20 protein-coding genes are annotated in these 21,800 nt (G+C 66.7%); 8 read left to right on the top strand and 12 right to left on the bottom strand.

What is annotated here, in order from left to right; all coding sequences use genetic code 11:
• Positions 1-2: 2 nt before the first annotated feature.
• On the top strand, positions 3-1,067 hold the full coding sequence (locus ACNQR1_RS26495; protein WP_418048596.1) for a TIGR03857 family LLM class F420-dependent oxidoreductase: 1,065 nt from the start codon (positions 3-5) through the stop codon (positions 1,065-1,067).
• 102 nt (positions 1,068-1,169) lie between these two features.
• Here ACNQR1_RS26495 and ACNQR1_RS26490 read toward each other — a convergent pair whose 3' ends face one another.
• Positions 1,170-2,666: an acyl-CoA carboxylase subunit beta gene (locus ACNQR1_RS26490; RefSeq protein WP_418048595.1), complete on the bottom strand. Its 1,497-nt coding sequence runs from the start codon at positions 2,664-2,666 to the stop codon at positions 1,170-1,172.
• A 139-nt stretch (positions 2,667-2,805) separates the two neighbouring features.
• On the opposite strand from ACNQR1_RS26490, the gene ACNQR1_RS26485 reads away from it, so the two are divergent.
• Both ACNQR1_RS26485 and ACNQR1_RS26480 read left to right on the top strand, forming a co-directional pair.
• Positions 2,806-3,861 (top strand): LLM class F420-dependent oxidoreductase, encoded by a 1,056-nt coding sequence (locus ACNQR1_RS26485; RefSeq protein WP_418048594.1) that lies wholly within the window; start codon positions 2,806-2,808, stop codon positions 3,859-3,861.
• Positions 3,858-5,093 carry a cytochrome P450 gene (locus ACNQR1_RS26480; RefSeq protein WP_418048593.1) on the top strand — a complete coding sequence of 412 codons (1,236 nt, stop codon included), beginning with the start codon at positions 3,858-3,860 and terminating at the stop codon, positions 5,091-5,093. The genes ACNQR1_RS26485 and ACNQR1_RS26480 overlap by 4 nt, the downstream gene beginning before the upstream one ends.
• 76 nt (positions 5,094-5,169) lie before the next feature.
• Here ACNQR1_RS26480 and ACNQR1_RS26475 read toward each other — a convergent pair whose 3' ends face one another.
• The 6 genes from ACNQR1_RS26475 to ACNQR1_RS26450 all read right to left on the bottom strand — a co-directional run bounded on the left by ACNQR1_RS26475 (position 5,170) and on the right by ACNQR1_RS26450 (position 11,900).
• Positions 5,170-6,456: an amidohydrolase family protein gene (locus ACNQR1_RS26475; protein ID WP_418048592.1), complete on the bottom strand. Its 1,287-nt coding sequence runs from the start codon at positions 6,454-6,456 to the stop codon at positions 5,170-5,172.
• A 36-nt stretch (positions 6,457-6,492) separates the two neighbouring features.
• Positions 6,493-7,377: an SDR family oxidoreductase gene (locus ACNQR1_RS26470; protein ID WP_418048591.1), complete on the bottom strand. Its 885-nt coding sequence runs from the start codon at positions 7,375-7,377 to the stop codon at positions 6,493-6,495.
• A 39-nt stretch (positions 7,378-7,416) separates the two neighbouring features.
• The gene (locus ACNQR1_RS26465) at positions 7,417-7,554 is read right to left on the bottom strand and encodes a YbdD/YjiX family protein (RefSeq protein ID WP_418048590.1); all 138 of its coding nucleotides are present in this window, start codon (positions 7,552-7,554) and stop codon (positions 7,417-7,419) included.
• Positions 7,554-9,860 carry a carbon starvation CstA family protein gene (locus ACNQR1_RS26460; RefSeq protein WP_418048589.1) on the bottom strand — a complete coding sequence of 769 codons (2,307 nt, stop codon included), beginning with the start codon at positions 9,858-9,860 and terminating at the stop codon, positions 7,554-7,556. Before ACNQR1_RS26460 ends, ACNQR1_RS26465 begins: the two co-directional genes overlap by 1 nt.
• Before the next feature lie 114 nt (positions 9,861-9,974).
• Positions 9,975-11,498 carry an ATP-dependent DNA ligase gene (locus ACNQR1_RS26455; RefSeq protein WP_418048588.1) on the bottom strand — a complete coding sequence of 508 codons (1,524 nt, stop codon included), beginning with the start codon at positions 11,496-11,498 and terminating at the stop codon, positions 9,975-9,977.
• Positions 11,499-11,519: 21 nt separating this feature from the next.
• Entirely contained in the window at positions 11,520-11,900 is a 381-nt protein-coding gene (locus tag ACNQR1_RS26450) for a glutamyl-tRNA amidotransferase (RefSeq protein ID WP_418048587.1), read from the bottom strand.
• A 221-nt stretch (positions 11,901-12,121) separates the two neighbouring features.
• Here ACNQR1_RS26450 and ACNQR1_RS26445 point away from each other — a divergent pair, with 221 nt between their 5' ends.
• Both ACNQR1_RS26445 and poxB read left to right on the top strand, forming a co-directional pair.
• Positions 12,122-12,889: an SDR family NAD(P)-dependent oxidoreductase gene (locus ACNQR1_RS26445; protein WP_418048586.1), complete on the top strand. Its 768-nt coding sequence runs from the start codon at positions 12,122-12,124 to the stop codon at positions 12,887-12,889.
• A 71-nt stretch (positions 12,890-12,960) separates the two neighbouring features.
• A complete protein-coding gene (gene poxB / locus ACNQR1_RS26440; protein ID WP_418048585.1) occupies positions 12,961-14,697 on the top strand; it encodes a ubiquinone-dependent pyruvate dehydrogenase in 1,737 nt (578 codons plus the stop codon).
• A gap of 4 nt (positions 14,698-14,701) precedes the next feature.
• Here poxB and ACNQR1_RS26435 read toward each other — a convergent pair whose 3' ends face one another.
• Entirely contained in the window at positions 14,702-15,376 is a 675-nt protein-coding gene (locus ACNQR1_RS26435; protein WP_418048584.1) for a winged helix-turn-helix transcriptional regulator, read from the bottom strand.
• A 131-nt stretch (positions 15,377-15,507) separates the two neighbouring features.
• On the opposite strand from ACNQR1_RS26435, the gene ACNQR1_RS26430 reads away from it, so the two are divergent.
• Both ACNQR1_RS26430 and ACNQR1_RS26425 read left to right on the top strand, forming a co-directional pair.
• Complete coding sequence (locus tag ACNQR1_RS26430) at positions 15,508-16,323, top strand: class I SAM-dependent methyltransferase (RefSeq protein WP_418048583.1); 816 nt, start codon at positions 15,508-15,510, stop codon at positions 16,321-16,323.
• Between the two features lie 29 nt (positions 16,324-16,352).
• Positions 16,353-17,417, top strand: coding sequence for a phosphotransferase family protein (locus tag ACNQR1_RS26425; protein ID WP_418048582.1), 1,065 nt, complete (start codon positions 16,353-16,355; stop codon positions 17,415-17,417).
• A gap of 20 nt (positions 17,418-17,437) precedes the next feature.
• On the opposite strand, the gene ACNQR1_RS26420 is transcribed toward ACNQR1_RS26425, so the two are convergent.
• Entirely contained in the window at positions 17,438-18,199 is a 762-nt protein-coding gene (locus tag ACNQR1_RS26420) for a sulfite exporter TauE/SafE family protein (RefSeq protein ID WP_418048581.1), read from the bottom strand.
• Between the two features lie 254 nt (positions 18,200-18,453).
• Here ACNQR1_RS26420 and ACNQR1_RS26415 point away from each other — a divergent pair, with 254 nt between their 5' ends.
• Positions 18,454-18,951 carry a homocitrate synthase gene (locus ACNQR1_RS26415; protein WP_418048580.1) on the top strand — a complete coding sequence of 166 codons (498 nt, stop codon included), beginning with the start codon at positions 18,454-18,456 and terminating at the stop codon, positions 18,949-18,951.
• A 4-nt stretch (positions 18,952-18,955) separates the two neighbouring features.
• Here the strand turns inward: ACNQR1_RS26415 and ACNQR1_RS26410 are convergent, their stop codons facing one another.
• The 3 genes from ACNQR1_RS26410 to ACNQR1_RS26400 form a co-directional block, all read right to left on the bottom strand.
• Positions 18,956-19,621 carry a nitroreductase gene (locus ACNQR1_RS26410; protein WP_418050516.1) on the bottom strand — a complete coding sequence of 222 codons (666 nt, stop codon included), beginning with the start codon at positions 19,619-19,621 and terminating at the stop codon, positions 18,956-18,958.
• Positions 19,622-19,690: 69 nt separating this feature from the next.
• The gene (locus tag ACNQR1_RS26405) at positions 19,691-20,185 is read right to left on the bottom strand and encodes a MarR family winged helix-turn-helix transcriptional regulator (RefSeq protein WP_418048579.1); all 495 of its coding nucleotides are present in this window, start codon (positions 20,183-20,185) and stop codon (positions 19,691-19,693) included.
• 97 nt (positions 20,186-20,282) lie between these two features.
• Positions 20,283-21,764 (bottom strand): cytochrome P450, encoded by a 1,482-nt coding sequence (locus ACNQR1_RS26400; protein ID WP_418048578.1) that lies wholly within the window; start codon positions 21,762-21,764, stop codon positions 20,283-20,285.
• Between the last annotated feature and the right edge of the window lie 36 nt (positions 21,765-21,800).

Genomic DNA, 21,800 nt, shown 5'->3' with positions numbered 1-21,800 from the left:
GAATGTCAGAACCGGTTCTGGACGAACTCGGCTACTACCTGCTGGCCGGCGCGGGCGGTGAAGGCCCGGCCACGCTGATGGACGAGGCGCGCCGCGGTGAGGAACTCGGCTTCGGCACCGCGTTCATCTCCGAGCGGTGGAATGTCAAGGAAGCGTCGTCGCTCGTCGGGGCTGCCTGCGCAGTGACAGACCGTATGCAGATCGCCACGGCGGCAACCAATCACAACACCCGCCATCCGCTGATCACCGGATCGTGGGCCACCACGATGCACCGGCTGTCACGGGGCCGGTTCACCCTCGGCATCGGCCGTGGCGTTGCTGCCATGTACAACGCCTTCGGGGTGCCTGCGGTGACCACCGCGCAGATGGAGGACTTCGCACAGGTCATGCGCAGGCTGTGGCACGGCGAAGTGGTCTTCAACCACGACGGTCCGATCGGCAAGTACCAGGTGCTGTTCCTCGACCCCGACTTCAACGAGGACATCCGCCTGGCGATCGTGGCTTTCGGGCCGCAGACGCTGGCCCTGGGCGGCCGAGAGTTCGATGACGTCATCCTGCACACCTACTTCACCCCGGAGACACTGCAGCGTGCGGTGAAAACGGTCAAGGAAGCCGCCGAGCAGGCCGGCCGGGATCCGGCGAGCGTGCGCGTTTGGTCGTGCTTCGCCACCGTGGGCGACCACCTGCCCGAGGAACTGCGCCTGAAGAAGACCGTGGCCCGGCTCGCCACCTACCTGCAGGGCTACGGCGATCTGCTGGTGAGCACCAACAACTGGGATCCGGCTGTCTTGCAACGCTTCCGCGAGGACTCTGTCGTCACCTCGATTCCGGGCGGCATCGATCACAAGGCCAGCGCCGAGCAGATCGAGCACATCGCGACGCTGATCCCCGACGAATGGCTGGAACCGTCGGCCACCGGATCGGCACGTCAGTGCGTCGACCGCATCCGCAAGGAGTTCGAGTACGGCGCCGATGCGCTGATCATGCACGGGGCCACCCCCGACGAGCTCGAGCCGATCGTCACCGAATACCGGGCCACCCAGACGTCCCCGGGAAGCGGAAAGTAGCAACGCAGGGTCGTCGCACGGTCGAGACGGCGCGAGCGTGCGCAAACTGTCGGCGATATGCGGCGTGTCGACCAGCAGACACGCACGCTCGCGGTGCTGGGGTTACGGCATGATCAGGGTGCGGGACACCGGCTCGGCGACCGCCTGACGGCTGAAGATGCCGTGCTGCAGGGTGACCAGCAGCGCGTTGCGGGTCTCCTCGGGGGAGATGAGTTCATCGAAGCCGAGGTGACCGGCAGACCGGAAGGACGCCTCCAGCTCCATCCGCTTGAGCACCTCGGTGTAGTCCTCGCCGGCGTGGGTGGCGGCGCTGAGCGCCGCCGCACCCATCGCGCCCATCGTCGCTCCGGGGTAGGCGAACGTCGCCACCTGATCGTCGAAACCGAGCAGCGACATCACCATCGAGCCGAACCCGAAGGCCTTGCGCAGCGTCACATGCAGCTTGAGTGTCGTCGCGGCGGTCTGAGCGGCGAACATCCGCGCCCCGCTGCGCAGTACACCGGTGCGTTCGGAATGGCTGCCCGGCAGCATTCCCGGATTGTCGGCGAGAAACACGATCGGCAGATGGAACGAGTCGGCCACGGTGATGAAATGTGCGGCCTTGTCGGCAGCGTCGGCGTCGATCGAACCGGCGAGCACCTGTGGCTGATTGGCCACCACGGCAACCGGATAGCCGCCCAGGTGAGCCAGCGCGCAGATGATCGCGCGGCCGAACTTGGGCTGCACCTCGAACCAGTCGGGGCGGTCGAAGATCTCGTCGAGGACTGCCCGCATGTCATAGATCTGACGGTTGTCGCGGGACACGATGTCGAGGATCTCGGGGGTGAGCCTCGGCTCTGCCGTGTCATCGGCAAGTCGGGTCGGGGGATAGGACCATGCGCTCGACGGGAAGTAGGAAAGGTAGCGCCGGATGTCGTCGATGACCGTTTCGTCGTCCTCGGCGTAGTTGTGAATCACCCCGCTCGGTAGGGCCACGCCGGGACCGCCGAGGTCTTCCTTCGAAATGTCCTCGCCGGTCGACTCTTTCACCACGGGCGGCCCCGCGGTGAAGATGGCGCCCTGGCGGCTCATGATCGTGAAGTCGCACACCGGGGCCACCAGGGCGCCGTGGCCGGCCGACGGCCCGAGTATCGCCGATACCGTCGGCACCTTTCCGGAGCACTTCGCCTGCGCGATCAGATCCGTCGGCGTCCGCCCATAGTGTTCCCCGCTCGGGCGAAAGCCCGCGCCCTCCAACAGCATCACGAGCGGAATCTTGTTGCGCAGCGCCAGCTCGGCGAGCCGGTACCGTTTGGCGTTGCCGCCCGGGCCGATGCTGCCGGCCAGGGTGGTGAAATCCTCGGCGCCCACCATCACCGGCGTCCCGTCGATGCGGCCCGAACCCGCGACGAGCCCGTCGGAGGCGATGTCACCGCCGACCAGAGTGCCGAATTCCTGGAAGGTGTCGGGATCCAGTAGGCGTGCGATCCGGGCGCGGGCATCGAGCTTGCCCTTGCCGTGGTGCTTGGCCAACCGTTCGGGTCCGCCCATGCCGTACGCACGTTCACGTCGGTCGGCGAGATCCTCAAGTGTTTCTTTCCACTCCGGGTCGTTCGTCATGCCGCCGTCCTTCTGTCGAGCGTTCGCGCTTGGGTGCACAAGCCTACCGCCGTTGACCATACTGAATTGCTTACTGTAGCGTCGATCGGGTGCCCGTTTTGCGCATGGTGGTAGACGCTGGCAAAGAAATGCGTCGCCGATGAGTGACCCCGTTCCCCGCGCTGTCAAAGTCGACCGCGGCATTCCCAGCCGACTGGCTGAAGTTCCGGGCATCGCCCGCGAGCTGGAAGCCCACGGATATGACGGATGCTGGACCGGCGAGATCAACCACGACCCGTTCCTGCCCCTGGCGATCGCCGCCGAGCACACCGAGCGGATCCAGATCGGTACCAGCATCGCGGTGGCGTTCGCGCGCAACCCGATGACCACGGCCCAGCTGGGATGGGATCTGCAGACCTACTCGGGGGGACGTTTCATCCTCGGACTGGGCACCCAGATCCAGCCGCACATCGAGAAGCGGTTCAGCATGCCGTGGAGTCATCCGGCCCGCCGCATGCGCGAGTACATCGAAGCGCTGCATGCGATTTGGGAATGCTGGCGCGATGGTTCCAAGCTGAGGTTCGAGGGCGAGTTCTACACCCACAAGATCATGACGCCGATGTTCACCCCGGAACCGTCGGCCCTGCCGTTCCCCAGGGTCTTCCTGGCAGCGGTCGGTGAACTGATGACCGAGGTGTGCGGCGAGGTGGCCGACGGGCTGCTGGCCCACGCGTTCACCACCCGGCGCTATCTGGACGAGGTGACCACGGTCGCGTTGCAGCGCGGCATGGACCGCAGCGGGCGTGACCGCGCCGACTTCGAGTTGTCCTGCCCCGTCTTCGTCGTCACCGGTGCCGACGAACAGGAGATGGCCGCGGCGTCGGTGGCGACCCGCAAGCAACTCGCGTTCTACGGCTCGACGCCGGCCTACCGCAAAGTTCTGGAGCTGCACGGCTGGGGAGATCTGCACACCGAACTTCACCGGCTGTCGCTGGCCGGTCAGTGGGACGAGATGGGCGAGCTCATCGACGACGAAGTGCTCGGTGCCTTCGCCGTGGTCGCGCCCATCCCCGAACTGGCCGCGGCGTTGCGGCGCCGCTGCGACGGCGTCATCGACCGCGTGCTGCCAGGCTTTCCCGCCGCTGTATCCCCGGAAACCGTCAACGCGGTGCTTCAGGAGTTTCGAGAATGCCCGCCAGTGAGGAGCAACGTATGACCGTCCGCACCATCGACGATGTCGCCAAGATGTTCGCCAATCCGTCGGCGTACACCGACGAGGCGACATTGCACGCGGACCTGGCCCACCTACGGGCCAACGCCCCGGTGTCCTGGGTCGAGGTACCCGACTATGCCCCGTTCTGGGCGATCACCAAGCACGCAGACATCATGGAGATCGAGCGGGCCAACGACATCTTCACCAACTCGCCACGTCCGGTGCTGGTCACCCGCGAGGGCGACGAGCAGCAGGCCGCGATCGGCATCCGGACGTTGATCCACACGGACGACCCGGTGCACCGCGACCTACGGGCGATCGGAGCCAACTGGTTTCGACCAAAGGCCATGCGCGCGTTGAAGGATCGCGCTGACGAACTCGCCAAGCGGTTCGTCGACCGGATGGTCGATGAAGGGCCCGAATGCGATTTCGTGCAGCAGGTCGCCGTGAATTACCCGCTGTACATGATCATGACGCTGCTCGGTGTGCCCGAATCCGATTTCGCGTTCATGCTCAAGCTCACGCAGGAACTGTTCGGCAGTGACGACGACGAGTTCAAGCGCGGCACCAGCATGGAAGAGCAGGGCATGGCGCTGCTCGAGATGTTCCAGTACTTCACCGAACTGACGGCCTCGCGTCGGGCGAATCCGACCGACGACTTGGCTTCGACGATCGCCAACGCCACGCTGGACGGGGAGCCGCTGTCCGATATCGACACGGTTTCCTATTACGCGATCATCGCAGCTGCCGGCCACGACACCAGCAGCGCCAGCATTTCGGGTGGCATGCACGCGCTGCTGCAGAATCCCGACCAGCTGGCCCGGCTGCAGAACGACATGAGTCTGATGCCGCTGGCGGTCGAGGAGATGGTCCGGTGGACGACACCGGTCAAGGAGTTCATGCGTACCGCGCAACAGGACTACGAAATTCGCGGTGTACGCATCGCGAAGGGCGAGTCGGTGCTGCTGTCGTATGTCTCGGGCAACCGCGACGAGGACGTCTTCGTCGATCCGTTCCGCTTCGACGTCGGGCGAGATCCCAACAAACACATCGCGTTCGGCTACGGTGTGCATTTCTGCCTCGGTGCCGCACTGGCCCGGCTGGAGATCAACAGCTTCTTCTCCGAGCTGCTACCGCGGTTGCGCTCCGCAGAACTCGCCGGCGAACCGCAGCACATGGCCACCACGTTCGTCGGCGGCCTCAAGCACCTGCCGGTGCGCTACTCACTGCGTTAGGGCTCGCCGAAACAGAAGTCAGGGCTGCTATCCCTTCTGGGTAGCAGCCCTGACGACTGTTTCGAGACGAAGTTCCCTACTCGGAACCCGAGTTGCCCCGCGCTGCGGCATGCAGCGCGTCGCCGCGGGTGCCCTGCTCGTGGTGGCTCAGGGCCTGGATCGAAACATCGTGCCCCTCTGCGGCTTTGCGCAGTGCGCCGACGGTGGCCTGTTCACGGGAGATGTGGGTGAACGGGTCGAACGAGTACCACCGCATGGCGTTCTCGTGCGTCATCTTGTTGATCTCGTCGTCGGGCACGTTGTTCTCGGTCAGCACGTCCCACAGTTCCTCTGGGGCACCCGGCCACATCGAGTCGCTGTGCGGGTAGTCGGCTTCCCAGCTGATGTTGTCGATGCCGATCTTGTCGCGCAGGGCGACGCCGACCGGGTCGGAGATGAAGCAGGTCAGGAAGTGCTCGCGGAACACCTCGCTGGGCAGCTTGCCGCCGAAGTTCTGGTGGGTCCAGGTCGAGTGCATCTCGTACGTCCGGTCGACGCGCTCCAGGAAGTAGGGGATCCATCCCGTGCCGCCCTCGGACAGTCCGATCTTGAGATCCGGGTAGTCCTTGATGGGCTTGGACCACAACAGGTCCGCGGCGGCCTGCACGATGTTCATCGGCTGCAGGGTGATCATCACGTCCAACGGCGCGTCCGGGGCGGTGATGGCCAGCTTGCCCGAGGAGCCGATGTGCACGTTGAGCACGGTGTTGGTGTCGCACAACGCCTTCCACAGCGGCGCCCAGTAGTCGTCGTGGAAGCTGGGGTAGCCCATCGCGGCGGGGTTCTCGGTGAACGTCAGGGCGTGCACGCCCTTCTTGGACACGCGGCGGACCTCGGCGGCGCACGCCTCGGCATCCCAGATCACCGGAAGTGCCATCGGGATGAAACGGGCCGGATAGGCGCCGCACCATTCGTCGATGTGCCAGTCGTTGTAGGCCTGCACCAGAGCCAGGGAGAACTCGGGGTCCTCGGTGGCGAACAGGCGGCCCGCGAAACCGGGGAAGGACGGGAAGCAGATCGAGCCGAGGATGCCGCCGGCGTTCATGTCCTTGACGCGCTCGTCGACGTTGTAGCAGCCCTTGCGGATCTCGTCGAGACCCTGCGGTTCCAGGCCGTACTCCTCCTTCGGACGGCCGGCCACCGCATTCAGCGCGACATTGGGGATGACGATGTCGCGGAACTGCCAGGTGTCGCTGCCGTCGGGGTTGTGCACCAGACGTGGTGCCTCGTCGGCGTACTTCTTCGGAAGGTGGTTCTTGAACATGTCAGGCGGCTCGACGATGTGGTCGTCGACGCTGATCAGGATCATGTCGTCTTTATTCACGGACGCGCTCCATTCACGACTGCCTTACGGTATGGCTCACAGTTTAACTTCGGCGGTGGTTCTTTGGTCCGGAGTTGGACCCACGTATCCAGGCGGATCGGCCGTATCGACCCACAGGTCGATACGGAGATCGGCGCCGGGTACGCAGTCATAGACCGAGAGGTCGGCGACGCCCGATTCGAGCAGCACGTCCTCGCACAACAGGCTGCGACCCGTGTAGTCACGTGAAGGCCGGTTGAGCACCGCATAGGCGGCATCGGAGTACACCTCGGGGCGTCGAGAGCGCTTCATCGACTCCTCGCCGCCGCGGAGGTTGAGGATCGCCGCGGTGGCCACCGAGGTGCGTGGCCACAACGTATTCGACGCGATCCCGTACGGCCGGAGTTCCTCGGCAAGTGCCAATGCGCACAAGGACATCCCGAACTTCGCCATCATGTACGCCGTCGGAGTCAGCCACTTCGGCTCGAGCCGGATCGGCGGCGAGAGGGTCAGGATGTGCGGATTCTCGCGGCCCTTCATGTGGGGGATGCATGCCTGTGACACTGCATAAGTGCCACGGACCTGAATCCCGTTCATCAGGTCGAAGCGTTTGAGTGGCACCTCTTCGACGGAGCCCGTGTTGATGGCCGAGGCATTGTTGACGCAGACATCGATGCCGCCGAACTGTGCGACCGCCTCGGCAACGGCCCCGGCCACGGCGTCCCCGTCGCGGATGTCGCCCACGATCGGCAGGGCCTGCCCGCCGGCCTCCTCGATCTCCTTGGCGGCGGTGTAGACGGTGCCGGGAAGTTTGGGATGCGGTTCTGCGGTTTTCGCGATCAGTGCGACGTTGGCGCCGTCGGCGGCGGCGCGCTTGGCGATGGCCAACCCGACGCCACGGCTGGCGCCGGAGATGAACAGCGTCTTCCCGGAGAGCGACATACTGAATAGGTTACAGTATGCGCATTCATGGACTTGGGTTCAGCAGCACCGCGCCCCGGGATTGGCCTCGGTGTTGCGGTGTCGCATCTTCCAGTAATCACGTTCGGACATCATCGGCTCGCCGGGATGGATGCGTTCGCGGTGAGCGACGTAGCGCCGATAGTGGTTGTCGCCCATCAATGTTGACCAGTACCACCCGACGTGGCGTGCGGCCTGGCGTGTGCTCCGGGCAAGGCGTCCCACTGTTTCTGCACCTCCTTCTCCACCGATGTGGCGATCAGTCCCGACGGCGCGAAGATGCGCGAGGGCACCTCCTCGTCGACCGCCAGCGGGCGGCCCGCGCCGCGCAGCGCCCGCAGCGCCATCACCACGCCCGCGATGAACACGATCAGCACCAGCACCGCGAACACGACCGACAGGGTGCCCTGGATGAAGGTGTTGCGGATGACCGCGTCGATCTGGTCGGGGTTCTTGGCGGCTCCGAACGATGACTTGCCCGCCTCCTGGGCCGCGACGTATTGCGAGTGCTGCTTCCAGTACCCGACTTTCGGGTCGGCGGAGAAGATCTTCTGCCACGACGCCGTCATCGTCACCGTCAGATCCCACAGCAACGGAACACCGGGAATCCAGGCCCACTTCACCAGCCCGCGCTTGATCACCACCACGGTCACCACTGTCAGCGCGATCGCCGCCAGTAGCTGGTTGGCGATGCCGAACAGCGGGAACAAGGTGTTGATGCCGCCCAGCGGGTCGGTGACACCCATCAGCAGGATCGAACCCCACGCGGCGACCACGATGATCGAGCAGGTCCATGCGCCCACCCGCCAGCTGGGATCGCGCAGCTTCTTCAGCGGCCCACCGAAATTGCCCAGACCGTCCGAGAGCATGAACCGCGCGACGCGGGTGCCGGCGTCGACTGTGGTCAGGATGAACAAGGCCTCGAACATGATCGCGAAGTGGTACCAGAACGCCTTGAGGCTTTCTCCGCCGAACACCTGATGCAGTACCTCCGACATGCCGAAAGCCAGCGTGGGTGCACCGCCGGTGCGCGACACGACCGAATGCTCACCGACGCCTTCGGCGGCCGCGGTGATCTCCTGCGCGGTGATCGGCTGACCTGACAGGCCAAGGCCGTTGACGTAGTCGGCCGCGGTCTGCGCGGTCGTCCCGGTGGCCGCCGTCGGCGCGTTGATCGCGAAGTACAGGTGCTGATTGAGGATGGCCGCGGTGATCAGGGCCATGATCGCGACGAACGATTCGGTGAGCATGCCGCCGTAGCCGATCAGCCGCATCTGGCTTTCCTTCTCCAGCAGCTTGGGCGTGGTGCCCGAGGAGATCAGCGCGTGAAAGCCCGACAGCGCACCGCAGGCAATGGTGATGAACAGGAACGGGAACAACGAGCCCGCGAACACCGGGCCGGTGCCGCTGGCGGCGAACTGCGAGATGGCAGGCGCCTGCATGACCGGCCGGGCGATCAGGATGCCGATGGCCAGCAGAGCGATGGTGCCGACTTTCATGAACGTCGACAGGTAGTCACGCGGGGCCAGCAGGAACCACACCGGCAACACCGAGGCGGCCAGTCCGTAGATGATGATGCACCACGACAGGGTGACCTTCGAGAGCGTGAACCAGTCGGCACCCCAGGAGGTTTCGGCCACCCAACCGCCGGAGACCACCGCGAGCAGCAGCAGCGCGACGCCGATGAGGGAGACCTCCGACACCCGGCCGGGCCGGAAGAAGCGCAGGTACAGGCCCATGAAGATGGCGATCGGGATGGTCATGGCGATCGAGAAGACGCCCCAGGGACTTTCGGCCAGCGCGTTGACCACCACCAGGGCCAGCACCGCCAGCAGGATCACCATGATGACCAGGACACCGACGATGGCCGCGACGCCACCGACGACGCCGAGCTCGTCACGCGCCATCTGGCCGAGCGAGCGTCCGCGGCGGCGCACCGAGATGGACAGCACGAGGTAGTCCTGGACACAGCCGGCCACCACCGCGCCGATGATGATCCAGATGGTGCCGGGCAGATATCCCATCTGCATGGCCAGCACCGGGCCGACCAGCGGGCCTGCGCCGGCGATCGCGGCGAAGTGATGGCCGAACAGCACCCGCCGGTCGGTCGGCATGTAGTCCGTGCCGTTCTCGAAAAGCTCTGCCGGAGTGGCATTGTCGTCGCGGGGCCGGACGATTTTCATCTCGATCAACCGGGCGTAGAACCGGAAGCCGATGACGTAGGTGCAGATCGCGGCGATCACGAACCAGACCGCATTGACCGTCTCGCCGCGGAAGAAGGCGATGACGGCCCAGGCGACGGCGCCCAGCACTGCGACGGTCGCGAAGATTGCCTTGTGCTTGGCGGTGATCGGAGAGCGGTCGATGACCGCCACCGCCGGAAGGTCTTTATCGGTGCGGATATAGGTGACGTCGCCGTCGTGCTCCTCGATGCGGTCCGCCGGTGGGGCGTCCGGTGTTGCCACGGTCTCTCCTCGCTGGCCCAGTGTCGTACGCGTCGTGTGTGATCTTTTCATCGAGCCAAACCGCGCGGCATCGAATCCCGGTTTCCGGACCCTAACCGGGAAAACGCGGGCGGGTCAGGTGAGGAATGCGCGCACGGTGTCGATCGTGTCCGTTTCCTCCGGATTCTTGTCGTCTCGATAACGCAGAACCCTGGCGAAGCGCAGCGCGACGCCGCCCGGATATCGGCTCGACCGTTGAACGCCGTCGAAGGCGATCTCGACGACCTGCTCGGGCCGGACAGTGACCACCCAGCCGTCGTCGTCCACCTGCAATTCGGTGAAGCGCTGTGTCTGCCACGCCAGCATGGCGTCGGTCATGCCCTTGAACGTCTTGCCCAGCATCACGAATCCGCCGGTCTCGGGATCTCGCGCACCCAGATGGATGTTGGACAGCTTTCCGGTGCGCCGCCCCGACCCCCGTTCGACGGCCAGCACCACCAGATCCAGGGTGTGCACGGGCTTGACCTTGAGCCAGCCCGCGCCGCGGCGGCCGGCCTCATACGGCGCCGTCGGTGCCTTCGCCATGACGCCCTCGTGGCCGGCGGCCAGCGTCCGGTCCAGGAACTCTTGTGCGACGGCGGTGTCGGCGGTGACGACGCGATCGACGCGCCGGTCCCGCGGCACCAGCGCGTCGAGGGAGGCCAGCCGCTGCTCGGTGGGCAGATCGAGCAGATCCTGGCCGTCGACGTGCAGCAGATCGAAGAAGAACACCGACAAGGGTTCGAGATCGTTCGGGGTCTTACGGCCGAACCGGGCCGCGGTGACCTGAAAGGGATGGGGGCGCTTGTCCGGCCGCAGCGCGATGGCCTCGGCGTCGGCGATCAGATCGGTGGCGGTCAATGCCAGTGTCGCCTCGACCACCTCGGGCAGCCGATGGGTGACATCGTCGAGGCTGCGCGTGAAGACCGATACCTGAGAACCCCTGCGGTGGATCTGAACGCGGGCACCGTCCAGCTTGGCCTCCAGAATCGCTGTACCACCGAGCCGTTCGAGTGCGTCGGCCACACCGGTCGCGGTCTGCGCGAGCATCGGCCCCACCGGGCGGCCGACCTGCAAACTGAACTGGGCGAGGGCAGCCCGGCCACCGGTCAGCGCCGCGGCGGCCACGGCGGGCAGATCACCGGCGAGCATCGCCGCGCGCCGGACCTCGGCCGCCGGTATGCCGGCCGCCCGGGCCACCGCGTCGGCCATCACCCCGGTCAGGGCGCCCTGACGCAGCTCGCCGCCAAGGAGTCGCCGCAGGAAGGTCTGTTCCGCGTCCGTGGCGGTGGCGAACAGGTCACGCACCAATTCCGCACGCAGCGCCTGAGAGCCCTTGCCCGAGACCGTCCCGATCCGGGTGAACCGCTCGTCGACGCCGTCAACCGTCAGCTCCGGGTTCTCGGCGGGCGCCGGCAGTGAACGCAGCGCCGCCCAGCCGACCCCGATCTGCCGTTGCGGGAGTTCCCCGGACAGCCACGACACGGTGACCGCCACGGTGCGGGCGTCGCCTTCGGCGGCGGCCACCGACAGCAGGGCGGCGATGCGGTCGATCTTGGCCAGGCGCGCCGACGTCCCCGCGATGTCGGCAGATGCGGCGGCGACGTCGGCGAGCAACACGCCCTCAGCGTGCCACGGGGCTCAGACAACCTCCGGCGTTTGACCGAGCACCCGCGTCAGGACGGCGGCCTGCGATCGCAGGTCGGCTGCCCGTTCGTGATGCCCGTTCGCGATGTATTCGTCCGCTGCCGTGAGGCGTTCATCGACCTCGGCCTGGATGAGGCCGCGAATCTCCGCGTCACCGAGCGTCCGGCGGGCGACCTCGGTCGAACCCACGCCGGACACCGCGCCCGCGATCGGTCCGCCGATGCGGGTGTCGGTCTGGTCGGCCCGCGGTGTCTCCGCGGTGTCGATGGCACTCAGTGCCGATCGGAGGGCGCTGACGCCGGCGGTGTCGCGGGACTTGCGCGCCGACATCAGCGACTCGCGCAGGTGGTCGCGCCAGTGCTGGGCAGGTGTCATGGCAGGCGAACCTATGCGGTCTCGGAGGTGGCGTCCAGGGATTTACGCACGCTCAGCAGCGACGAGCGTGCGGCGGGTGTCGAAGAAATGCGGCGTGTCGGGGGACAAACACGCACGCTCGCGGTGCAGGGAGAGGAAAAGGACGAACCCGAAAGGCTTACGGGAAGGGTTGATGGGATAGGTTGCTTTACGATTTCGGTCATTTTTGGAAAGGAAGCTAGATGGAGATCGAAGGCAAGAAGGCGATCGTCGTCGGCGGCGCGTCGGGCTTCGGCCGGGCCACCGTCGAGGCATTGGCCAAGCGTGGCGCCAGCGTGGCCGTGCTCGACCGGCCGCAGTCCAAGGGACAGGAAGTGGCCGACGCGATCGGCGGCTCGTTCTTCCCCGTCGACGTCACCGACTTCGACGGCACGGAAAAGGTGCTGGAAGAGGCCGTGGCCGCCCTGGGTGGCCTGCACATCATCGTCACCACGGCCGGCGGCGGTATCGGCGAGCGCACCATCAAGAAGGACGGTCCGCACAGCCTGGACTCGTTCCGCTCCACCATCGACCTCAACCTGATCGGCACGTTCAACATCAGCCGGCTGGCGGCCTGGCACATGAGCAAGAACGAGCCGGTCGACGCCGAGGCCGAGGAGCGCGGTGTCATCATCAACACCGCCTCGATCGCGGCGTTCGAGGGTCAGATCGGGCAGGTCGCCTACACCGCGTCCAAGGCAGCCATCGCCGGCATGTGCCTGACCATGGCGCGCGACCTCGGCAGCCTGGGGATCCGCGTGCTGGCCATCGCGCCGAGCCTGTTCGCCACCGGCCTGACCGAGGGCATCCCCGACGAGTTCGCCGCGGTCCTGACCAAGGACGCCGCGTTCCCCAAGCGTCTGGGCAAGCCCGAGGAGTACGCCAAGCTCGCCGTGGCGATCGCCGAGAACCCCATGCTCAACGGCCAGTGCCTGCGTTTGGACGCCGGACAGCGCTTCGCCCCCAAGTAGAGTGAATTCCGGCGTGATCGAGGGCGCCCAGCGTCACCGATCACGCCGGAATCGCATACCGGGGAGGCGTCATGGCGACGATTGCAGACCACGTCATCTCCGCACTGAAGCTGAGCGGGGTACGACGGGTCTACGGGCTTCCCGGCGACAGCCTCAACGGATTCACCGACGCCATCCGGCGCAGCGGCGACGTCAGTTGGCAGCACGTCCGCCACGAGGAGACCGCCGCATTCGCCGCGGCCGCCGACGCCGGACTGACCGGCCGGCTGGCCGTGTGCGCCGGCAGCTGTGGGCCGGGCAATCTGCACTTGATCAACGGACTGTTCGACGCGCAGCGCAGCCGAGTCCCGGTGCTGGCGATCGCCGCCCACATTCCGCGCACCGAGATCGGTTCGGAGTACTTCCAGGAAACCCATCCCCAGGACCTGTTTCGCGAGTGCAGTGTCTACTGCGAACTGGTCAGCACTCCCGAGATGGCACCGCGCATCCTGGAGATGGCCATGCGCAGCGCTGTCGAGGAGAGCGGCGTCGCCGTCGTCGTCATCCCCGGCGAGATCTTCCTGCAACGCGCGGGGGAGACTGGCTGGACCGCACGCCCGGTGCGTCCCACCCGATCGATCGTGCGTCCTGACGAGGAGTCGGTACACCGGGCCGCCGACATCCTCAACAACGCCGAGCGGGTCACCATCCTGGGCGGTGCGGGCGTGGCGGGTGCGCACGACGCACTGATCGACCTGGCATCCACCCTGCAGGCCCCGGTCGTCCATGCGTTGCGGGGCAAGGAATTCATCGAGTACGACAACCCGTTCGACGTCGGGATGACGGGACTGCTCGGTTTCGCCTCGGGCTACAAGGCCATCAAGGAAGCCGACACCCTGCTGATGCTGGGCACCGACTTCCCCTATCAGCAGTTCTATCCCGAGGGCGCCACCGTCATCCAGGTCGACATCCGCGGCCGCAACCTCGGCCGCCGCACCCCGATCGACCTCGGTCTGCGCGGCAGCGTCGCCGACACCCTGGCCGCACTGCAACCGCTGCTGCGGCCCAAGAGCAACCGGGACCACCTCGACCGGTCGCTGCGCCATTACCGCAAGACCCGCGCCACCCTCGATTCACTGGCGGTCAACGATCGTGACAAGACCCCGATCCGTCCGGAATATGTTGCAGCGCTTGTCAACCGGCTCGCCTCAGATGATGCGGTGTTCACCTGTGACGTCGGGTCCCCGGTGGTGTGGGCGGCCCGCTACCTGACCATGAACGGCCGGCGCAGGCTGATCGGGTCGTTCAACCACGGCACGATGGCCAATGCGCTACCGCACGCGATCGGCGCGCAGACCGCGTTCCCCGACCGGCAGGTGATCGCGCTGGCCGGCGATGGGGGACTGACCATGCTCTTCGGTGAGCTGGTGACGCTGATCCAGAACAACTTGCCCGTCAAGCTCGTCGTCTTCAACAACTCGTCGCTGAACTTCGTCGAACTCGAGATGAAGGCCGCAGGCATCGTCACGTTCGGTACCGAGCTGGTCAACCCGGACTTCGCCGCGGTGGCCCAGGCCATGGGCATATTCGGCCGGCGGGTCACCGAACCGGCCGACCTCGAACGTGCCATCGCCGATGCGCTCGCCCACGATGGCCCCGCCGTGATCGACGTACACACCGCCCGTCAGGAACTGTCGATACCGCCGGCGATCACCGTCGAGCAGGCAAAAGGCTTCTCGCTCTACGCGATCCGGACCATCCTGGCCGGACGTGCCGACGAACTCCTGGACCTGGTCACCACCAACGTCGCCCGCCGCATCCTGGACTGACCGCTCAGGCCGGCCGGGGAATCGCGGCCGAGCTGCTCTGGCCCAGCCATTTCGGGATGGCCCGGCGGACCTCGGCGGATCCCGACAGCGCGACCCGGCCGTCGAGCACCGCCCGGGCCCAGCCGACATCGCCGCGCCAGATCTCGATCAGGGTGCGCAGGTTGGTCCGCACCGTCCCGGCCACCTCGTGACCGGGATCGAAATCGCAGACATCGGCCTGCCCGTCGCTCACCGTCAGCCACCACTTCGAGGCCTTGGGCGCAACGCCGTCGAGGGCGAACGCGACCGTCGTGCGCGAGCGCGGCCACTCGGCGATGGGGATGGTGCGGCGCATGTCCCACATCAGCAGGTGCGGGTCGAGGTCCTCCTCGCCCAGATCGCCGATCCAGCGCACCCCCCACGATCCGAGCGCGTCGACCACGTCGGCGAGTTCCTGACCGCACGGGGTGAGCGAATAGCTTGTCCGCCCGTCGATCTCGGACCGCTCGATGACCCCGGCGCGGGCCAGCGACTTCAGCCGCTTGGACAGCAGCGCCGGTGACATCTTGGGGACCCCGCGGCGAAGTTCGTTGAAGTGGGCGCTGCCCCGCAGCAGCTCCCGGACCACGAGCAAGGTCCAGCGTTCGTCGAGCAACTCCATGGCCTTGGCCACGGGACAGAACTGGCCATATGTCGACATCGGCGGTCCACCTCCCCGGAGAGTGCGCAGTGTCATAAGTACACCGCTGTCGGGCTTCGGAAGCCAGTACAGATTCAGAACCGGGCCCACTACAGATCTGGTACTGGATTTGCCCCCCGAGCGGGATGACGATGAACACCATGACCACTGACAGTGAGCTTGAGGCCAAACACCGGGCGCTGTGGGCGCTGGGAGACTACGCGGCCATCGCCGCGAACATCGTGCGCCCACTGGGGCCCGTTCTGGTCGATGCCAGTGGCATCGGGCCCGGTGACCGCGTGCTGGACGTGGCGGCCGGGACCGGCAACGCCGCCATCCCCGCCGCTGCCACGGGTGCCCGGGTGACTGCCAGCGATCTGTGCCCGGAACTGGTCGAAGAGGGACGCCGGCTCAGCGCGGACGCCGGAGTCACGATCGACTGGGCCGAGGCCAACGCCGAAGCGTTGCCATTCGACGACGCTTCCTTCGACGCCGTGCTGTCCTGCATCGGAGTGATGTTCGCCCCGCACCATCAGCAGGCGGCCGACGAGCTCCTGCGAGTGACCCGCCCGGGTGGGCGCATCGGCCTGATCTCCTGGACACCAGAGGGTTTCATCGGGCAACTGTTCGCCACGATGAAGCCGTACGTGCCCGCGCCGCCGCCCGGGGTGTCCCCGCCGCCGAGGTGGGGAGACGAGGACTACGTGCGGGGCCTACTGGGCGACCGGGTCGGCGAGTTGACCTGTGAGCGGCGCGAACTCGACGTCGCGTTGTTCCCCGACGGCGCGGCGTTCCGCGACCACTTCAAGGCCAATTACGGCCCGACGATCTCGGCCTACCGGGCCATCGCCGCCGATCCCGACCGGGTTGCCGCACTGGACGCCGACATCGCCGCGCTCGGCGACCGGTTCCTCGACGGTTCCTCGATGTCCTGGGAGTACCTGCTGACAGTGGCGAACACGCACTGAGCGGAGCGGGCAGCTGGCACCATGGCTGCATGCCCGACGATGTTCAGGAATTGCCGACACTCAGTGCCACCGACCAGGACGCCATCGGGCGATGGCTGCGCGACCAGCGCATCGGCACAACCTTGACCGACGTGGCGCCGCTGACCGGCGGGACCCAGAACATCGTGGTGGGCATGAGCGTCGACGGTCGTCGAATGGTGTTGCGGCGGCCGCCTTTACACCCCCGGCCCACCAGTGACAAGACCATGTTGCGGGAAATCGCGGTGCTGCGCACCCTGGCGGGCTCGGCCGTACCGCATCCCGGTTTCATCGCCGCCTGCACCGACCTCGACGTGATCGGCGTGGTGTTCTACCTGATGGAGGAGGTCGACGGGTTCAATCCAGGGACCGAGGTGAGCCCGGCCTACCAGGACGACGCAGATCTGCGCTACCGCGTCGGGTTGTCGTACGCGGGGAGCCTGGCCGAACTGGGCAACGTCGCCTGGGAGAACAGTGAGCTCGCCGCCATCCGCCGGCCGGGATCCTTTCTGGCCCGGCAGGTTCCGCAGTTCCTGGGGCTGCTCGAGAGCTATCGGCACGAGCAGTATGCGCCCGAGTCGTTGACGGGGGTGGGGGAGCTGGCGCAATGGCTGGAGGACAACCGGCCCGCCGACGGTGAGCCGGGCATCATGCACGGCGACGCGCACCTCAACAACGTCCTGTTGCGCCGGGACACCCCCGAACTGGCCGCGTTCATCGACTGGGAGATGTGCACGATCGGCGATCCGCTGCTCGATCTCGGGTGGATGCTGGTGTGCTGGCCCGACGACCCCAATCCGATCAACGCGGGGTCGGCGCTGGCCGCCCTCGGCGGTCTGGCCCACCGCAGTGAACTCATCGAGGCCTACCGGGCTGCGGGCGGCCGCCGGACCGACCAGCTGGACTGGTATGTGGCGCTGGCCTGTTTCAAACTCGGCATCGTCATCGAGGGCACCTGGTCGCGGTACCTGGCGGGACGGGCCAGCCGCGATGCCGGCGAGCAACTGCACGCCTCGGCCGAGAACCTCCTCACGCTGGGGACCCGGGTCGCCAAGGGGGACAACCCCTTCACGTGACTTTCCCTCGCGCGCGGGAATCAGTAGGTGTCGAGGGCGAGCTTGACCGCGAGGGCCACGCCCGCCGCGCCGATCAGGAATCGCAGCGGAGCCGCTGGCGCGTGGCGCACGATCACCGGGCCCAGCCGTGAGCCGATCAGGCAGCCGGCGCCCAACGGGACGACGGCCGGCCAGTACACCGGCGCGACCACGATGAAGGCGACGGCGGCCACCGCGTTGGCCACGCCGAGGATCACGTTCTTGGCGGCGTTGGCATGGGCGAGGGTCGCGCCGCCGGTCCGCAGCAGCAGCGCCAGCAGCAGCACCCCCGCGGCGGCGCCGAAGTAACCGCCGTAGATGGTGATCAGGAAGATCGCTCCGGCTTCCATGGCCACCTTGATTCGATGCTCGCGGTGATCGGCCACCCGGGTCTCCCGCTGGCGGCCTCGCGGCAGCAGAATCGCCACCGACGCGAACGCCAGCAGCAGCGGGACGACCTTCTCGAAGCCGTCGGCCGGCGTGCACAGCAGCAGGGCCGCACCGCATGCCCCACCGGCCACCGCGACCGGGATGATCCGTTTGATCCAGGCCCTCTGCCTGGCGAGTTCGGGCCGCGACCCCCACACCGAACCGACGCCGTTGAACACCAACGCCACGGTGTTGGTCACGTTCGCGGTGACCGGAGGCAAGCCGATGAGCAGCAGCGCGGGATAGGTGGCCACCGAGGCCAGTCCGGCGATACTGCCGGTGAGTCCGCCGCCGATGCCGGCGGCGACCAGCAGGACGACCTCGCCGACGCTCACGCGGTTCCCTCGCAGGCTCGGTTACCGCATTCTGGGGCCATGATTCGCTCGCAAGCTTCGCTCATGCCGTTCCCACCCGGCCGAGAGTACGGACCGAAAGTGTTTGCGTGACCGGCCGGGCTGCGTCTAGCATCGCCAACGTGCCAAGGCCACTCGTAGTAGCAACCCGCAGCGGGGTCTGATCGGACCGACCCCTCGCTGTGGGTCGTTCGCTACTTCGTCGGTCACTTCCTCTGAGCAGAGAAGACCGGCACATGTATCTCACCTCATCGGCATCTCAATCCGGCACCGCATCGACTTTCGCCGCCCATTTCTCCAACCCGCTGCCGCGCGGCCTGCGCGAAGCCGGCGAGAGTGCGTCCTGGGACCAGTTCCTGGCCGAATACGCGGCCGGCCCGGGCGCGTTGAAGCTGGGCCAGTGGTCCTGCACCGACACGGAGCGTTCAGCCGGCAAGTTGGGGCCGCAGGCTCGCCATTACCAGGCCACGTTGGCCTTGGGCGACACCATCAGCACCTTGACCGCGGCCGCTTGCGGACCCGTGGCCGCACTGACCGAGATGCTCTACGCGCGTGGGATCACGGTCGAGACCAAGTCGTTTCATCAGTTGCCCACCGGCGGTCGTACCGCGACGTTCATCGAAGGCTGCGACGGCCTGCACAGCGAGTGGGCCATGGGGCTGGCCGACGATCCGGAGCAGTCGGCGCTCTACGCCGTGATCGCCTGCGCGAACCGGCTGATGACTGCGGCGTGAGCTGCTATCCGTCCACGAAGGTGACGGTTTCACTCAACGGCGCGCGGCCGGTGCGCACGAACCTGACCGCTGGGTCTTCGTAGCCGATCGACATGCCGCAGAACAAGGTGAGTTCGGGCGGGGGCGACAGGACGTCGGCGACCGTGCCGTGCACCTGAGACCACGCCATCTGGGGGCAGCTGTGCAGTCCTTCGGCCCGCAGCAGCAGCATCACGGTCTGCAGGTACATCCCGGCGTCGGCCCACTGGGCCGGGCCCAGGTTTCGGTCGATGTAGCAGAAGAGCGCTGCCGGTGCGCCGAAGCAGTCCCAGTTGGCGATCGCGGCGCGTTGGCGCGCGTCCCAGTCGTCGCGGGCGATGCCCAGCGCGCTGTAGCGCTCCTTGCCGAACGCGGCGCGGCGGTCCCGGTATGGCGACTGCATGTCGGACGGGTACATCTCGTACTCGCGCTCGTCCCACGGGAGGCCGTTCGCCACCCGTTCGGTGGCCCGTTTCTTGAGTTCGGCCAGCGGCGCCCCGGTGACCACATAGATGGTCCACGGCTGGATGTTCGAGCCGGACGGCGACCAGGCGGCGGCCGTCAGCACGCGTTGCAGCACTTCTACCGGAACGGGTTGATCAGTGAATCCGCGTACCGCCCGCCGGCTGGTGACCGCGTCGTAGACGTCCATCATCGGATGCCTCCCGGAATAAGATCGTCGCGTTTGCGACTATCTTATTCAAGATAATCTCAAGCAAGATTATTCCTCGGGGTCGAGCGGCTCCGGGTGGGGGCTGAACCGGATGAGAATCTCCCTCAGCTGATCGGCCTCGCCGGGACGCAATGTCGACACCAGTTGGTCGGCCAGCGGCCGCGCCGCAGCGTGCGCCGCATCGAAGAGTGCGATTCCTTCGCGGGTGATCTCCACCGCCCGAACCCGCCGGTCGCCCGGAACGGGCTTACGCACCGCGAGGCCCTTGCGCTCCAGGTCATCGATGACGCGCATGATGGCGGACTTGTCGGAGCCCGTTGCCTCCACGAGATCGCGTTGTTCGGTAGGGCCGTGATTGACCAGCTCGAGGAGGACCGCGAAATGGCGCATCTCGATTCCGAGCGGTTGAAGTGCCTCCGACATCACTTCAACCGCATGCCAGTGGGCCCGTCGCAGCAGCAGTCCCAGCGCGAACGGCGAAGCATCACCCGGGCGGTCGGTGGCCCGGGGGGTGGACGCCTCCTTGGGGGCATCGGCGGTCATGCCGCGACGGTAGACGCCCGAGACCGCGAATGGCCGGTTATCGCACGGTGATTCGTTCGCCCGTGCGACAACCGGCCATTCGGTGGACCGGACCGTGTCAGCGCAGCGGGCGCAGCACGATCGGCATGCCGTCGATCGGCACCGGCATGCCGCCGTAGTCGTAGCTCGGCTTGTAATCCGGGCTGGCGAGTTCCAGCTTGTAGCGGCGCAGCAGCCGGTGCATCACGGTCTTGATCTCCAGCTGGCCGAACACCATGCCGATGCACTTGTGGGCACCACCGCCGAACGGGGCGAACGCGTAGCGGTGCTTCTTGTGCTCGCTGCGCGGCTCGGCGAAGCGATCCGGGTCGAACTTGTCCGGATCGGTCCACAATTCCGGCAACCTGTGGTTGATCGACGGCCAGGTCACCACGCTCGTGCCGGCCGGGATGAAGTAGCCCAGCAGGTCGGTGTCGCGCACCGCCTGACGGAAGTTGAACGGCAGCGGCGTCATCATCCGCAGTGACTCGTTGATCACCAGGTCATAGGTTTCCAACTTGTCCAACGCCTCGAAGTCCAGCGGCCCGTCGCCGATCCGCGCGGAGTCGTCGCGCAGGCGTTCCTGCCACTCGGGGTTGGCCGCCAGGTGGTAACACATCGTCGTCATCGTCGAGGTGGACGTGTCGTGGGCGGCCATCATCAGGAAGATCATGTGGCTGATGATCTGGTCGTCGGTGAAGGACTGCCCGTCCTCGTCGGCGGTATGACACAGCACGCTGAACATGTCGGTGCTCTCCGACTGGCGCTTCTCGCCGATGCGACTGGCGAAGTAGTCCTCCAGGGTCTTGCGGGCCTGGATGCCCCTCCACCACTTCAGCGGCGGCACCGAGGTCCGCACGATCGCGTTGCCCGCCCGCGTGGTGGTGGTGAACGCGTTGTTGACCGTGGTGACCAGCGCGCGGTCGGTGCCGGCCGGCACGCCCATGAAGACCTCGGACGCGATGTCGAGCGTGAGTTCCTTCATCGCCGGGTGCAGGAGGAAGCGCGGGTCGTTGGCCACCCAGTCGTTGGCCAGCACGCTCGTGGCCACCGAATCGATGTGCGAGATGTAACCGGTCAGCCTGGTGCGGGTGAACGCCTCCTGCATGATCCGGCGGTGGAACATGTGCTCGTCGAAGTCCAGCAACATCAGGCCGCCCTCGAAGAACGGGCCGATGACCGGATCCCAGGCGCGCTGCGAGAAGTCCTTGTTGCGGTTGGAGAACACTGCCTGGGTCGCGTCCGGCCCGAGTGCCATCACCGAAGAGAGCGCGGGTGACTGCGCGTAGTAAATGGGGCCGTGCTTGCGGTACAGCTCCAGGATGAAGTCGGGACCGCCGCGGAAGATCTCGATCATGTGGCCGATGATCGGCAAACCGGAGTCGCCGCTGATCGGCTTGAGTCCACTGCCGGCCGGCGGCTCGGCGAATACGAACTGGTCCCATTGCTTGGCCTTGAGCCGCTTCTCCAGCGCACCCATGCCCGGCAGTGTGTTGGGCGTCGGGGTGAACCGGCGCTTGGCCTGATCGAGCAGGTAATGCGGGGTGCTGATGGTTGCCATGGGCCGCTCCTGACCATAAAAGGCTGACGAAGTGTG

The sequence above is a fragment of the Mycobacterium sp. 48b genome (assembly GCF_048282725.1).
Lineage (GTDB): Bacteria > Actinomycetota > Actinomycetes > Mycobacteriales > Mycobacteriaceae > Mycobacterium.
The sequence above is the reverse complement of the archived record's forward strand: the minus strand, read 5'-3'. Positions and strand labels throughout refer to the sequence as shown.

Excerpts from the sequence above, each read along its gene's own strand:
- ACNQR1_RS26445 (WP_418048586.1), top strand. The coding sequence starts at position 12,122 with ATGGAGATCGAAGGCAAGAAGGCGATCGTCGTCGGCGGCGCGTCGGGC.
- ACNQR1_RS26480 (WP_418048593.1), top strand. The coding sequence starts at position 3,858 with ATGACCGTCCGCACCATCGACGATGTCGCCAAGATGTTCGCCAATCCG.
- ACNQR1_RS26465 (WP_418048590.1), bottom strand. The coding sequence starts at position 7,554 with ATGGGCGACAACCACTATCGGCGCTACGTCGCTCACCGCGAACGCATC.
- ACNQR1_RS26495 (WP_418048596.1), top strand. The coding sequence starts at position 3 with ATGTCAGAACCGGTTCTGGACGAACTCGGCTACTACCTGCTGGCCGGC.
- ACNQR1_RS26425 (WP_418048582.1), top strand. The coding sequence starts at position 16,353 with ATGCCCGACGATGTTCAGGAATTGCCGACACTCAGTGCCACCGACCAG.
- poxB (WP_418048585.1), top strand. The coding sequence starts at position 12,961 with ATGGCGACGATTGCAGACCACGTCATCTCCGCACTGAAGCTGAGCGGG.
- ACNQR1_RS26485 (WP_418048594.1), top strand. The coding sequence starts at position 2,806 with ATGAGTGACCCCGTTCCCCGCGCTGTCAAAGTCGACCGCGGCATTCCC.
- ACNQR1_RS26490 (WP_418048595.1), bottom strand. The coding sequence starts at position 2,666 with ATGACGAACGACCCGGAGTGGAAAGAAACACTTGAGGATCTCGCCGAC.
- ACNQR1_RS26470 (WP_418048591.1), bottom strand. The coding sequence starts at position 7,377 with ATGTCGCTCTCCGGGAAGACGCTGTTCATCTCCGGCGCCAGCCGTGGC.
- ACNQR1_RS26430 (WP_418048583.1), top strand. The coding sequence starts at position 15,508 with ATGAACACCATGACCACTGACAGTGAGCTTGAGGCCAAACACCGGGCG.
- ACNQR1_RS26450 (WP_418048587.1), bottom strand. The coding sequence starts at position 11,900 with ATGACACCTGCCCAGCACTGGCGCGACCACCTGCGCGAGTCGCTGATG.
- ACNQR1_RS26415 (WP_418048580.1), top strand. The coding sequence starts at position 18,454 with ATGTATCTCACCTCATCGGCATCTCAATCCGGCACCGCATCGACTTTC.
- ACNQR1_RS26405 (WP_418048579.1), bottom strand. The coding sequence starts at position 20,185 with ATGACCGCCGATGCCCCCAAGGAGGCGTCCACCCCCCGGGCCACCGAC.
- ACNQR1_RS26435 (WP_418048584.1), bottom strand. The coding sequence starts at position 15,376 with ATGTCGACATATGGCCAGTTCTGTCCCGTGGCCAAGGCCATGGAGTTG.
- ACNQR1_RS26400 (WP_418048578.1), bottom strand. The coding sequence starts at position 21,764 with ATGGCAACCATCAGCACCCCGCATTACCTGCTCGATCAGGCCAAGCGC.
- ACNQR1_RS26410 (WP_418050516.1), bottom strand. The coding sequence starts at position 19,621 with ATGGACGTCTACGACGCGGTCACCAGCCGGCGGGCGGTACGCGGATTC.